This window comes from Acinetobacter sp. YH12086, from assembly GCF_013419345.1.
Lineage (GTDB): Bacteria > Pseudomonadota > Gammaproteobacteria > Pseudomonadales > Moraxellaceae > Acinetobacter > Acinetobacter amyesii.
Map to the genome: position 1 here is coordinate 78,322 of NZ_VPAF01000006.1, position 13,039 is coordinate 91,360.

13 protein-coding genes are annotated in these 13,039 nt (G+C 40.6%); 8 read left to right on the plus strand and 5 right to left on the minus strand.

Features of this window, described 5'->3' with window-relative positions; genetic code table 11:
• Window positions 1–91: 91 nt before the first annotated feature.
• From truB to FTU29_RS08685, 3 genes are all read left to right on the plus strand, one after another.
• Window positions 92–1,000 (plus strand): tRNA pseudouridine(55) synthase TruB, encoded by a 909-nt coding sequence (gene truB / locus FTU29_RS08675; RefSeq protein ID WP_180121496.1) that lies wholly within the window; start codon window positions 92–94, stop codon window positions 998–1,000.
• A 26-nt stretch (window positions 1,001–1,026) separates the two neighbouring features.
• On the plus strand, window positions 1,027–1,800 hold the full coding sequence (locus tag FTU29_RS08680; RefSeq protein ID WP_180121399.1) for a TSUP family transporter: 774 nt from the start codon (window positions 1,027–1,029) through the stop codon (window positions 1,798–1,800).
• Window positions 1,801–1,935: 135 nt separating this feature from the next.
• Window positions 1,936–2,397: a hemerythrin domain-containing protein gene (locus tag FTU29_RS08685; RefSeq protein ID WP_078192502.1), complete on the plus strand. Its 462-nt coding sequence runs from the start codon at window positions 1,936–1,938 to the stop codon at window positions 2,395–2,397.
• Between the two features lie 86 nt (window positions 2,398–2,483).
• On the opposite strand, the gene FTU29_RS08690 is transcribed toward FTU29_RS08685, so the two are convergent.
• From FTU29_RS08690 to serA, 3 genes are all read right to left on the minus strand, one after another.
• Window positions 2,484–3,362, minus strand: coding sequence for a DMT family transporter (locus tag FTU29_RS08690; RefSeq protein WP_180121400.1), 879 nt, complete (start codon window positions 3,360–3,362; stop codon window positions 2,484–2,486).
• A gap of 117 nt (window positions 3,363–3,479) precedes the next feature.
• Window positions 3,480–4,349 carry a DMT family transporter gene (locus FTU29_RS08695; protein ID WP_180121402.1) on the minus strand — a complete coding sequence of 290 codons (870 nt, stop codon included), beginning with the start codon at window positions 4,347–4,349 and terminating at the stop codon, window positions 3,480–3,482.
• Window positions 4,350–4,466: 117 nt separating this feature from the next.
• Window positions 4,467–5,699 (minus strand): phosphoglycerate dehydrogenase, encoded by a 1,233-nt coding sequence (gene serA / locus FTU29_RS08700; RefSeq protein WP_180021554.1) that lies wholly within the window; start codon window positions 5,697–5,699, stop codon window positions 4,467–4,469.
• Window positions 5,700–6,071: 372 nt separating this feature from the next.
• Here serA and FTU29_RS08705 point away from each other — a divergent pair, with 372 nt between their 5' ends.
• From FTU29_RS08705 to FTU29_RS08725, 5 genes are all read left to right on the plus strand, one after another.
• The gene (locus tag FTU29_RS08705; protein ID WP_078189543.1) at window positions 6,072–7,481 is read left to right on the plus strand and encodes an FAD-binding oxidoreductase; all 1,410 of its coding nucleotides are present in this window, start codon (window positions 6,072–6,074) and stop codon (window positions 7,479–7,481) included.
• A gap of 192 nt (window positions 7,482–7,673) precedes the next feature.
• Window positions 7,674–8,045, plus strand: coding sequence for a hypothetical protein (locus FTU29_RS08710; RefSeq protein WP_180121404.1), 372 nt, complete (start codon window positions 7,674–7,676; stop codon window positions 8,043–8,045).
• 91 nt (window positions 8,046–8,136) lie between these two features.
• Entirely contained in the window at window positions 8,137–9,510 is a 1,374-nt protein-coding gene (locus FTU29_RS08715) for an AbiH family protein (protein ID WP_180084586.1), read from the plus strand.
• A gap of 63 nt (window positions 9,511–9,573) precedes the next feature.
• Window positions 9,574–10,455, plus strand: coding sequence for a pirin family protein (locus FTU29_RS08720; protein ID WP_180121406.1), 882 nt, complete (start codon window positions 9,574–9,576; stop codon window positions 10,453–10,455).
• Between the two features lie 250 nt (window positions 10,456–10,705).
• Complete coding sequence (locus FTU29_RS08725) at window positions 10,706–11,935, plus strand: MFS transporter (RefSeq protein WP_180121408.1); 1,230 nt, start codon at window positions 10,706–10,708, stop codon at window positions 11,933–11,935.
• Window positions 11,936–12,014: 79 nt separating this feature from the next.
• Here the strand turns inward: FTU29_RS08725 and FTU29_RS08730 are convergent, their stop codons facing one another.
• Window positions 12,015–12,314, minus strand: coding sequence for a DUF3817 domain-containing protein (locus FTU29_RS08730; protein WP_078189335.1), 300 nt, complete (start codon window positions 12,312–12,314; stop codon window positions 12,015–12,017).
• Window positions 12,315–12,456: 142 nt separating this feature from the next.
• Complete coding sequence (locus FTU29_RS08735) at window positions 12,457–13,026, minus strand: hypothetical protein (RefSeq protein ID WP_180121410.1); 570 nt, start codon at window positions 13,024–13,026, stop codon at window positions 12,457–12,459.
• Between the last annotated feature and the right edge of the window lie 13 nt (window positions 13,027–13,039).

Below are 13,039 nucleotides of genomic sequence, written 5' to 3' on the forward strand. Positions count from 1 at the left end.
ACATAAAATGCAGATAAAAACATAGAAAAGTTGTAAACGCTTAGCATGGATTGATACCATGGCGCAGTTCTCTTTTTGCCCTATTTTAGTCATGAAAAAAGCTTCTCCTAAGATTCAGCGTCGTCCTGTACATGGTGTATTTTTATTAAATAAGCCTTTGGGCATTAGCTCGAATGCTGCATTACAAAAAGTGCGTTGGTTGTATCGAGCACAAAAAGCAGGACATACAGGTGCGCTAGATCCATTAGCCTCAGGTTTATTACCAATTTGCTTAGGTGAAGCAACAAAGTTTTCGCATTTTTTATTGGATTCGACTAAACGTTATAAAACCACCGTCTTTTTAGGACACAGTACCACGACGGGTGATGTGGAAGGTGAAATACTATTAGAGCAAGTTGTTCCAACATTGACTGAAGAAATTATTCAAAATGTCTTGGCGCAATTTGTAGGGGATATTCAACAAATTCCACCGATGTATTCTGCGCTGAAAAAAGAAGGTCGCCCGCTGTACGAGTTGGCGCGTAAAGGCATAGAAATAGAGCGTGAAGCACGTCCAATTTCGATTTATGCCATCGAGTTATTATCATTTAATGAGAATAGTATTACACTCGACATCACCTGTTCCAAAGGCACATATATTCGTGTTTTAGGCGAAGATATTGCCAAAGCATTGGGTACTTTTGGACATTTAACCTATCTACACCGTATTCAAACGGGTCATTTTGATCTTAACCCAAGCTTTACCATTGAATATTTAGAGAGTCTGACCGAAGCTGAGCGTGAAGCATTATTGCTGCCGGTGTATTCACCTGTCGATCATTTCTGCAAAGTGCAAGCGCCGGAAGGTCGAGCTGAATATTTTAGTCGTGGAATGGAAAGTAATATTGAGCATGCTGCGGAAGCGCAGGTTTTGGTATTTGAAGGTGAGCGTTGCTTAGGTCTAGCGGAAATTACCGATCGTAAGCGCTTAGTACCAAAACGTGTATTAAATCTTGAATAGTCATTAACAGCCACTGAAGCCAAATTATGGAAATTGAAATCATCTTAAGCCTGCTATTTTTTGCATTTTTTGCTGGTGCAATTGATGCAGCTGTTGGCGGTGGCGGACTGATTCAAATTCCTGCCATTATGAATGCCATGCCGCACTTATCTCCTGCGACGGTGTTTGGCACCAATAAGTTGTCTTCTATCTTTGGTACGGCTTCGGCGTCCTATTCTTTTTTACGCCAAGTCAAACTCCGTTGGAAATTACTTGCGGTCATTGCAAGCTGTGCATTTGTTGCCTCCTTTGTGGGAGCAGCCTGTGTATCAATGATTCCTAAAGAAGTCTTACGTCCTTTCGTTTTGGTCATGTTGATCGTGATTGCGATTTATACCTTTGCCAAAAAACAATTTGGTCAGGTGCATGTACGCCAAGAACTGACTCCTAAAATCCTCGGTTTTGCCGCTATTGGTAGTCTGGTGATTGGCTTTTATGATGGCATCTTTGGACCTGGCACTGGCAGTTTCTTTATTTTCTTTTTTATTCGTTATCTACAAGCAGACTTTTTACATGCCTCTGCTTTGTCAAAAGTCGCCAACTTAACCACAAATCTAGCTGCACTGAGTTTTTTTGCGCCCACTGGCCATGTGTTATTTGCGATAGGCTTAATGATGGCTGTAGCAAATATTTTAGGCTCGATCGTTGGTGTGCGTGCGGCAATTAAATACGGTAGTGGCTTTATTCGAATTCTATTTTTGATTTTGGTGAGTATTTTGATTATACGGTTGGGTTATCAAACCTTTACGGGACAAGCTTAAAACAAATCTTAACAGAGCGTTGCTGAATTCTGTCGCTGAAATGATTAGTATGAAAATAAGCGACTCGTTTGAGTTGTGGATAATAATTAAATTGCATAATACACAATTAGCTAAGCATCAGAGGTCATCACTACAATGAATATATTTGAAGCTTTACGCCAAAGTCATGAAAAGCAACGAGAACTTGCTGAAAAACTCATTCAAACATCAGGGGATACACCTGAGCGTCGAGATTTATTTGAGCTGCTCAAAAATGAGTTATTTGCTCATGCTGTTGGCGAAGATCGTTATTTTTACATCCCGTTAATGATGACTGATTCAGGCCTAAACATCACCCGTCATGCATTGGCGGAACATCATGAGATGGATGAATTATTAGAGCAACTGACGGAAACTGAATTTAGTAATCCAGGTTGGTTGGCAATTGCGAAAAAGTTATCTGAAACGGTACATCATCATTTGCAGGAAGAAGAACATGGCTTTTTTCAGCAAGCGGGTAAAATCTTAGATGAAAAACAAAAGGAAAGTTTAGCCAAACAATATTTGGCGGAATATAAGAAATACAAGAAAGCAGATAAAGACAGTTTGACGGGCTAAACGCAAGTGAAGCCTGAAGACGAATGCAAAATCAAAAAAAAAGACGGCAGAGGCCGTCTTTTTGTTTCAACTATAAATATAAAAATTTAGTCTGATACGCTGCTCGGAGTATTGCGAGAGGAACGTAAAGTCACCCCGACGGACGCCAACATAATGCAGACTAAGGCCACCCATTGCCACGTCCCAATATTTTCGCCAAGCAGAACCATACCTGTAATGGCAGCTAATGCAGGCGACAAACTCGATAAAGTCCCATAACTAAGTTTACTGAGGATTTTTAACGCTTTTAAATCCAGTGCATAAGGTATGGCCGTGGCTAAAATCGCAATTAATAAGGCTTTCGGCCAATATTGGGTATCGAGTAGGGCGGGTGCATTGTTATATAGTCCAATCGGGAGCAAGGTCAGTGCGGACAGTGTGATGGCAATCGTTAGCGCATGCATACCAATATTTTGGTGTACGACTTTTTGCCCGAAATAAATATAGAATGCCCAACAGAGTCCCGCTGCTAAGGCATAGGCTGCCCCAAGTATTGAGAAATTACCATCATGAGCTTGTCCCCAAGGCACCATCAAGGTAATGCCTAAGATTGCTAAAAAGACCCAAATATAATCACTGCTGTTTTTAATGGATAACAATGCCAAACCCAAAGGGCCGATAAACTCTAAACCCACGGCAATGCCTTGTGGCAATTTACCCAGTGACATATAGAACAACACATTCATCAAACAGAGTGCCGCGCTATAGCAGAGCAGATCCCACCATTTTAAAAAAGACAGCCGTTTTAAAATGTGCCATGAACGAAACATTAAGCAGATAATAATTGAAGCAAAACAGAGTCGTAAAATGGTCACACTGAGTGGATCAAGCACCAAAAATAATTGTTTGGCGAATGATGCACTGATCTGATAGGAAATCATGGAGAGCACCATGAAAACAACAGCGAGAAGTTGTGAATTTGGCATGCGGCACACAGTTGTTGGGCGGTGTTGAGCCCTATTTTTGAGTCAGTACAGTATAGCGGTTAATGCTAACAATTGAGTGAATTTTAACATTTGACCAAATCATGATGGATTTTGAATTTAAATTCGTTTGGCCTTTTGCGTGGTATAAGTACACCCAATCGATGCACAGATGATGACAGCAAGGGCCAACCATTGTGTCCATAACAATTGTTCATGCAAAAAGATAAAACCCGAGAGAGCGGCAACAGCGGGTTCCAAACTCATGAGTGTACCGAAACTCAGCGCAGTCATGTTACGTAGCGCAATCATTTCTAGAGTAAAAGGTAAAGCACTGGCTAGGGTCGAAAGTGCAATAAAATACAGCAGACTACTTGGCTCAAACGCCTGTGCCGGCATACCTGCAAAGAGTGCGATGGGCATCAAAACACACATGCCGACGAACATGCCTAAGCAAACGGTATGATTGCCTGAGACCCCTGACGGTTTTTGACCAGCCACGATATAGAGTGCCCAACACGCACCTGCGCCAAGGGCGAGGGCAATGCCCAAGGGATCAAGTCGTTGTGCAGCTTGGTCAAAAGGAAAAAGTAGGATAAGGCCTAAAATAGCCAGTCCGACCCAAATAAAGTCAAATTTTCGGCGTGCAGCAAATAGTGCGACACTGAGCGGACCAATAAATTCAAAAGACACGGCAATGCCGAGAGGTAGGCGATCAATGGACAAGTAAAACAGCATATTCATGCCTGCAAGCGCACAGCCATAGCTGATAATTGCAGACCATTTGACTTGTTTAAAATTGATTTGCCAAATTTTAAAGATGATCGCCAAGATTAATGCACCGAGCAGTAAACGCATGGCCGAGACGGTCAGGACGGGAAACTGACCAAACAGGTACTTAGCGAACGAACCACTGCTTTGCATACTGATCATTGCAATAAGCAAGATCAGTGGTGCTTGTAGAGCAGGGGTAATTTTAAAATTTGGCATAGACTAAATTTGTTTCGATGACTCGAATAGCGGGAGATTGGCAAAAGCCAGATTTTAAAAGTCTACTACAATAAAAAAACCACAGCCCGAAGGCTGTGGCTTCAGTGTCTAATTAAATTAGAACAATACGCGAACGCGGATGGTACCTTCAACTTCGTGAAGTGTATCCAATGCTTCTTTAGATGCAGTTGCATCAACGTCCATCACAAGATAACCCACATCACCTTTAGTCATTAAAGACTGACCAGAAATGTTGATACCGTGTTCAGCAAACAAGTTGTTGATTTTTGAAAGCACGCCTGGCACGTTTTTGTGGATATGAAGTAAACGGTGTTTGCCTTCAGTCAACGGTAACGCGATTTCTGGGAAGTTCACTGCAGATAAAGTCATACCTTTATCAGAGTAAGCAACGAATTTTTCAGCAACCTCAAGACCGATGTTCGCTTGCGCTTCCATTGTTGAACCACCCACGTGAGGAGTCAAAATCACGTTGTCTAAGCCACGAAGTGGAGAAACGAATTCTTCACCGTTTGCTTTAGGTTCTTTAGGGAATACGTCTACAGCCGCACCAGCAATATGACCAGATTTGATTGCATCAGCAAGATCTTCAATGATGACACATGTACCACGTGCAGCATTGAGGAAGATTGCGCCTTCTTTCATTTGAGCAAATTGCTCTTTACCGAAGAAGTTACGTGTAGATGGAACGTCAGGAACGTGTAAAGAAACCACGTCTGCATTGGCAAGAAGTTCACCCATAGAACCGACTTGACGTGCATTACCCATTGGAAGTTTAGTTACAGCATCGTAATAAATTACGTGCATACCTAAACTTTCAGCAAGTACAGAAAGTTGCGAGCCAATCGAACCGTAACCAACAATACCTAAAGTTTTACCACGAGTTTCAAATGAACCAACTGCAGACTTGTTCCAACCACCACGGTGAGTTGAAGCAGATTTTGCAGGAACACCACGAAGTAATAGAATCGCTTCAGCAAGTACTAGTTCAGCAACTGAACGCGTATTTGAGTATGGTGCGTTAAATACTGGAATACCGCGAATCATTGCAGCATTTAAGTTCACTTGGTTTGTACCGATACAGAAACAACCCACAGCAATCAGTTTGTTCGCCGCTTCAAAAACTTCTTCAGTTAATTGAGTACGTGAACGAATACCAATGAAGTGAGCATCTTTAACCGCTTCTTTCAACGCTTCACCCTCAAGCGCAGTTTTACGGTAGTCAATGTTGGTGTATCCAGCAGCATTTAGAGTGTCGATTGCGTTTTGGTGAACGCCTTCTAACAACAAGAAACGAATTTTATCTTTAGGTAAAGAAAGATGTTGGCTCATTACGGCTCCGCTACAAAGGCCAAATTTAGTGCGCATATAATAGCATAGGAAGTCGCCTGATATACATTTCCTTTATGACCGACGTCATGGCTATTTTGGCGAATGATGAGTCAATTTTTTTAGATTTGGTCTAATTAACTTAGTCATATTCCTCGTGACATTTTGAAATCACGTTTTTCTTTGGGTTTTGTCAAAAAAAGCCCAGTTATAGCTTATAATGGTGCCGCTCAAAATCATCATGACCAAGTCCCTGACATTTTGATGCGCTCTGTTTCAGGCTTTTTCCCTTGAAATATGCGTTACCGCAGTTTTGACTGAATGAAGTCTGGACCTTTAAAAAAACTTGTTTACTTCTTGCAAGGTCTGAAAACGATGAATGCTCCAGTCGCTTTAACCCCAGAGTTATTGACCCAATTGACCGCTATTGTTGGCGAAAGCCGTATTAAAACAGATGCGGATAGTCTCCAAAATTGGGGTCGTGACCATACTAAGCACTTCGATCCAAATCCTTCGGTCGTCGTTTTCCCTTCAAGCACAGAGCAAGTTCAACAAATTGTTAAGCTGGCAAACCAATTTAATGTCGCGATTACCCCAAGTGGCGGTCGTACAGGTTTATCAGCAGGTGCTGTGGCTGCTAACGGTGAAATCGTGGTGAGCATGGACAAGATGAATCAAATCTTGGAATTCTTCCCAGCTGACCGTATGGTTCGCGTACAAGCAGGTGTAGTGACTGAACAACTTCAGAACTATGCTGAAGAACAAGGCATGTACTACCCAGTTGATTTTGCATCTTCAGGTTCATCTCAAATTGGCGGCAACATTGGTACCAATGCCGGCGGTATTAAAGTGATTAAATACGGCATGACTCGTAACTGGGTGTTGGGCATGACTGTGGTTACTGGTAAAGGTGACATCCTGCGCTTGAACAAAGGCATGATCAAAAATGCGACTGGTTATGCACTTCAACACTTATTTATTGGTGGTGAAGGTACGCTAGGTTTAGTGACTGAAGCTGAAATCAAACTTGAACGTCAACCCCATGACTTACAAGTGTTGGTTCTCGGTGTGCCTGATTTTGATGCGATTATGCCTGTTCTACATGCCTTCCAAAAGAAAATCGACCTGACTGCATTTGAGTTCTTTGGTGAGCTTGCAATGCAAAAAGTATTGGACAATGGTCATGTACAACGTCCATTTGAAACACCATGTCCGTTCTATGTTTTACTTGAGTTTGAAGCACCATTTGAACCGATCATGGATGCGGCAATGGAAATCTTTGAACATTGCATGGAACAAGGTTGGGTACTGGATGGCGTGATGAGCCAAAGCTTAGACCAAGTACATAGCTTATGGCGTTTACGTGAAGACATTTCAGAGTCAATCGCACCGTTCACGCCATACAAAAATGACATCTCAGTTTTGATTACACATGTGCCTGCATTTATTAAAGAAATTGATGCAATTGTGGAAGCGAACTACCCAGACTTTGAAATTTGCTGGTTCGGTCATATTGGTGACGGTAACTTGCACTTAAATATTTTGAAACCTGCGGATTTAAGTAAAGATGAATTCTTTGCAAAATGCCAAGTGGTAAACAAATACGTATTTGAAACTGTGAAAAAATATGACGGTTCAATTTCTGCAGAACATGGCGTGGGTATGACTAAGAAGCCTTACCTCGATTACACACGTTCAGCAGAAGAAATCGAATATATGAAAGCATTGAAAAAAGTATTTGATCCAAATGCAATTATGAACCCAGGTAAATTGTTCGATCTTTAATTTTTAAAGACGATTGAAAACGCATCTTCGGATGCGTTTTTTTTATGGTTATAGCACGCCTTTTTAGCTGCGCATGGATGAGAAACAGCACGTTGATTTTGTGGAGTGAGGTACTTCTTTTACATTGCTTAAATAGTGTTTTGGACAAATGTTCGGCATGATAGGGCTGAATAATAAATTTGAGTTGGTTCTATGTATCGTTTAATTGCTGTGTCTGCATTGTGTGTGGGGATGTTGACGGGTTGTGCGACAACGCAGAAAATTGTGTCTAAAGTCGGTTCTTCTGCTACGCCACTCGATCAGGTATTAAAAGAACGTCCTGATTTGCGTAAAGAACTGTCGACTGTGGAAATTCGTCAGTATTTTAACCGTGTTGAGTCGCCAAATGCGGGGCAGGTGAAAGTGACTGAAACTGGTTTGATGGATGATTCGGTGAAATCAATTCGTACTATTTATAGTTTTAGATTGGTGGATGGTGACTGGGAGCGTGTAAATACGCAAAAGGAATATCAGTGCCAACGTGGTAAAAATACTAAGACTTTCCAATCGGCGAAGTGTCCTTAATAAATCTTTGATTTATGGTTGAAATTTAGGCATGTGTGCCTCATAAAAAGCGTATCGATTGATGCGCTTTTTTATTGGGGAAATAAGAATAATGAATATTTTAATTGTCGGAAACGGTTTTGATTTATCACATTATTTGCCGACGAAATATGACCATTTTATGGTGGTAATGGATGTCATAGAAAATTGGGACGAAGCCAAAGGTGATATGGGCTTTGATGATCTTTTTGGATCCTTGTATGAAAAAGAAGATTATTTCTTTGGATATACGAAAGCAATGTATAAAACTGAAGAAATTCAGATTCCTGTAGCACAAATTGAGCAATTACAATATAGATTAAAAGAAAATGTGTGGTTTCAGTATTTTTCTGATCATGTGAGAGAAGTTCAAACTTGGATAGATATTGAAAATAAAATTGAAGAAATTCTATTAAGTTTCGCACATGTATTGCCTTTTATTGAAAGAATAAATCATCAATCACAACATGCTTTTAATCATCATGAATTCGATACAGAAGTTGGAAAAAGAAATTCAATTATTTTAAAGAAGTTCGATTTATTTGAGGAGAAAGGTCTGCATAAAGGATTTAACTCCAAATTTTGTTATGGTAGTAACGACAAAAATGGGGTGAATCCATCGTTATTTTTAAATTTTTTGAACAAAAAATTAGATGAGTTTATTGAAATTTTTAATTTATATCTTGAAATGATAGTCAGCAAATTATCTCGAACTAATGATTTCACTTTTAAAGGTGATAATTGGGTTTTTCCAGAAAAAATTTATTCATTTAATTATACAAATACATATGAGCGTATTTACAATTCAGTAAAAATTGAATATTTACATGGTCGTCATGGTGAGCAACAAAATATCGTTTTAGGTGTTTCAGATATAGATGATGAATATCTAAAGAAGTTAAAAGCTTATGGCTTAACGAAATATCATCAAAAACTTTTTAAAGAAACTGATTATTTATTTCTTAGTGAAATCGTTGATCATTTTTTTTCAACTGAAAAAGCAAAAAAAACTTTGGAAGATGAAATAAATACATATTTAGATAACCCAATGCTTACTTCTGATGTGTATTTTAGAGCTATGTTTGATGCAAAGCGGAATGATTTTATACATCTTAGTACGAGCACAGAGGAAACATATAACATAAAAGTTTGGGGGCATTCTTTAGATCGATCTGATTCTAACTATATAAAAGAAATATTTTCTTTTAATGGAGAACTAATTGAGCATAGATGCAATGTAGTAATTTATTATTTTCATGAGCAAGCTAAATTTGATTTGCTTAATAATTTGTTGGATATAATTGGAAAGATAATAGTAGAAAAATGGATGAAGAAAGGCTGGCTAAAATTTGAGAAAAATCCAGATATTGCAAAACTTAATGGAATAAAGCCCGTCGAATTACCAAAATATCAGCATCCTAAAACTGTGACACTGAAATCCATTTAGCCTATCGAATCAGCTATCTCTAGTAAGCTAAGATCAAACGATCCTAAATAAACCTAAAACAATATGAAAACCCTCGCTTTTATTCACGTCAATGATTCAGGTTCACCCGTTGGTGACTTTGCACCAGTCACATCAGTATTTTCCCATTATGAATTGGGCAATACGGTCTCGCCTTTTTTACTGCTCGACCATTTAGGGCCTGGGGTGCTGAAACCAACCCAACTGAAAAAAGGTGTGCTGGAACACCCACATCGAGGCTTTGAAACCGTCACATTGGTGTTTAAAGGTGAACTTGAACATCATGATACGACTGGCGGCGGTGGAGTCATTGGTGAGGGAGATGTACAGTGGATGACTGCTGCTTCAGGTATTCAACATGAAGAAGTCTTTAGCCAAGCCTTTGCACAGCGGGGCGGAGCATTTGAAATATTGCAATTGTGGGTCAATTTACCTGCTAAAGATAAAATGAATCCTGCACGCTATCAGAGCTTAGCCAAAGCCAATATTCCAAAGGTCAATTTAGCCCAAAATGCAGGTTATGTACGGATTATTGCAGGGCATTATTTAACAGCCGACGGCCCCGCAGAAACACATACGCCTATGCAGGTATTTGATGTCTTTGTCAGAGCCAATCAAAGCATCACCCTGCCTGCACAGGAAGGGGATACCACGCTTGTGTATTTACGTTCGGGCAAGCTGAAATTTACTGAAACAGATGAACAGTTAAATGCACAGCATATGGCAGTTATGTCGAGCCGAGGTGAAAATGTCGAATTGACGGCAGTTGAAGATAGCCACATGTTGTATTTATCGGCGCAGCCTTTAAATGAACCCATCTATGGGCGAGGTTATTTTGTGATGAATCATTTTGCAGAAGTCATGCAAGCCTATGAGGACCTAAAACAAGGTCGCTTTATCCAAAATGCAGACAATGAAAAATCATAAAAGCGGTAGTTTAAAAAGACCAATACAACGCCAGCAAACACTGTTAAAATAGTCGGACTCAAACCGACAGATCGGTTCGTTGAAGTTCATTTTATCTCTATCTAGCGTCTTGTGAATACGACGCACATATGGCGGATACGCCGAAAATTCATTTTTAAAATTAATATTACAGTGCTCGTCATTGGGCTGAAGTGTCTCTCCCTATTTGTCATTTCAAGCTCGACAGCACACATTTGATATGTAGATAACAATGCAAAACGTACAAACCACAAAATTAAGTCGTGCCACCTTAATGTTTCCCTTGGCACTGGTTTTATTTGAATTTTCTGTCTATATCGGCAACGACTTAGTCCAACCCGCCATGCTTGCGATTACCCAAGAGTTTGGTGTGAGTAGTGCATGGGCACCCTCGTCGATGTCATTTTACTTATTGGGAGGTGCCTGTGTCGCTGCGATATTAGGACCCTTGTCAGACCGATTAGGCCGTAAAAAAGTCTTGTTGGGTGGTGTGGCATTCTTTAGCTTATGCTGTTTAGCGATATTGCTCACGCATAATATCGAAAGCTTTTTAACGTTGCGTTTTTTACAAGGTTTTGGTTTATCGGTCATTTCAGCCGTGGGCTATGCCGCTGTTCAGGAAACTTTTGAAGAGCGAGATGCCATCAAAGTCATGGCGATCATGGCGAATATTTCACTACTGGCACCACTGATCGGTCCTGTCCTCGGTGCCTTTATGATTGATCACGTGTCATGGCATTGGGGCTTTATTGGAATCGCATTTCTATCTTTTCTGAGTTGGTTTGGTTTAAAAGCCAAGATGCCGACACAGCACATCAGCATCCCAAAGCAACCGGTGGGTTATATTATCGATGACTTTAAACAGGTGTTAAAAAACAAACGCTTTTTGGCACTGACACTGGGTCTACCGATGGTGGCAATGCCACTGATGCTCTGGATTGCGCTATCTCCAGTCATGTTGGTGGAGCAGCTAGGACTGAGTAGCATGCAATATGGCATGGCACAGTTTCCTGTTTTGGGCGGTCTGATCCTCGGTAATATTGTCCTGATTAAAATCATCGACAAATTGCCATTAGGTCAGTCTGTGATGATCGGGCTACCGCTGATGTTACTCGGGACGAGCCTTGTGGTGATTGGGACGATGACTGAAAGTTATTTTCTGACCTTTCTCATTCTCGGCATGAGTTTGGTCAGTTTTGGTGAAGGGATTAGCTTTTCTGTGCTCTATCGTTTTGCCTTAATGTCGTCTGAAATGTCGAAGGGCACAGTGGCTGCGGCAGTGTCTGTAATCATGATGCTGACGTTCTTTGCCGTGATCGAAATCGTGCGCGTGCTGTATGAAAACTTTGGCCTTTGGGCCTATAGTTTGGCAGGATTTACCCTCATTATGTTGTGGTTCAGCCTACCACGCTTGGTGGTGCGAGATATTATGCGACAACGTCAATTGTCGGGTGAATTTTAAATTCGAGTTCATGCAATCATAGAAAAAGCCCAATGCTGTGTAGAACAACATTGGGCTTTTTTATTTGTTGTATTCCGTCTTAATTTGATGTTGCAGGTTGTTCTGCATTTTTTAATTTGCGATCGAAAATGAACGGGCCAAAAGGTAAAATCGATGCAATCAAGCCCATTAGAAATACGCTGAGTGACCATTTTTGCTTTTCACAGACCACAAATAGCACCACCAAGAAGGCAATAAACAAGACGCCATGTCCCATACCGACGTATTTGACCAATATTGGATTATCCATCAGGTACTTCATTGGCATAGCAATGAACAACAATAATAAAAAGGAGATGCCTTCGAGTAGGCCCACAAAGCGTAAGGTCTTGATATTCATGCGAAGCTTAAATTCAAAGTGATTTCAGCCTTGAGTGTACCTGAAAGCACAGCAGGAACGAAGCATTCCCGTTGAAATAATTGATTCGCATATTGAATCTAAGTAAATGTTTTTTAAGTTAATTCTGAGTTATCTGCTCGGATTAACCTTCTAGATCCGTTAAGGCATCTTCAATCGAACCTTGATCAAATTCATAGTTACAGCCGAATAAAATCATTGGGCTTTTTCCGGTCATTTCAGACAGGCTCAGTTTGTGATTGATGGCATGTAGATCATCTGTTTCGGCTTCCGTACGTAGGATTTTTTCACCACGGAAAAATGGCATATCGGCAAACATCGGATGTTGTTCAATACCATATTTTTGGGCAAGTTCTTTCACATCGGCTTGGCGATAGATCGCGAATACTGCATTGGAAGACAGGCCAATTTCTTGGGTCGGCATGCCAAAAAATTCAACAGCTTGCGTATTTTTATAGATATAAATAAACGGTTGATGTGGGTCATCATGGCGTTTCCAGCCCAATTGCCCCAGAGCCTTTTCATAATCGAGCAAAGTGTCATGATAAGTGTCGTAATCGGCCTGACATTCCAAAATACGCTTCAAATCTTGTGCTGTCGGTGCTGCAAAAACAGAAGACGCAGCTAAACATGAGGTCGCCACAATCGTAGGTAATATGAGGCGTCTAAAACCTAAACTAAGCATTTTCATCATGAGTCTCGAATGA

What these genes read in the sequence shown, in the direction of transcription:
- truB (WP_180121496.1), top strand. Translation starts at nt 92, where the DNA reads ATGAAAAAAGCTTCTCCTAAGATTCAGCGTCGTCCTGTACATGGTGTA.
- FTU29_RS08680 (WP_180121399.1), top strand. Translation starts at nt 1,027, where the DNA reads ATGGAAATTGAAATCATCTTAAGCCTGCTATTTTTTGCATTTTTTGCT.
- FTU29_RS08685 (WP_078192502.1), top strand. Translation starts at nt 1,936, where the DNA reads ATGAATATATTTGAAGCTTTACGCCAAAGTCATGAAAAGCAACGAGAA.
- FTU29_RS08690 (WP_180121400.1), bottom strand. Translation starts at nt 3,362, where the DNA reads ATGCCAAATTCACAACTTCTCGCTGTTGTTTTCATGGTGCTCTCCATG.
- FTU29_RS08695 (WP_180121402.1), bottom strand. Translation starts at nt 4,349, where the DNA reads ATGCCAAATTTTAAAATTACCCCTGCTCTACAAGCACCACTGATCTTG.
- serA (WP_180021554.1), bottom strand. Translation starts at nt 5,699, where the DNA reads ATGAGCCAACATCTTTCTTTACCTAAAGATAAAATTCGTTTCTTGTTG.
- FTU29_RS08705 (WP_078189543.1), top strand. Translation starts at nt 6,072, where the DNA reads ATGAATGCTCCAGTCGCTTTAACCCCAGAGTTATTGACCCAATTGACC.
- FTU29_RS08710 (WP_180121404.1), top strand. Translation starts at nt 7,674, where the DNA reads ATGTATCGTTTAATTGCTGTGTCTGCATTGTGTGTGGGGATGTTGACG.
- FTU29_RS08715 (WP_180084586.1), top strand. Translation starts at nt 8,137, where the DNA reads ATGAATATTTTAATTGTCGGAAACGGTTTTGATTTATCACATTATTTG.
- FTU29_RS08720 (WP_180121406.1), top strand. Translation starts at nt 9,574, where the DNA reads ATGAAAACCCTCGCTTTTATTCACGTCAATGATTCAGGTTCACCCGTT.
- FTU29_RS08725 (WP_180121408.1), top strand. Translation starts at nt 10,706, where the DNA reads ATGCAAAACGTACAAACCACAAAATTAAGTCGTGCCACCTTAATGTTT.
- FTU29_RS08730 (WP_078189335.1), bottom strand. Translation starts at nt 12,314, where the DNA reads ATGAATATCAAGACCTTACGCTTTGTGGGCCTACTCGAAGGCATCTCC.
- FTU29_RS08735 (WP_180121410.1), bottom strand. Translation starts at nt 13,026, where the DNA reads ATGATGAAAATGCTTAGTTTAGGTTTTAGACGCCTCATATTACCTACG.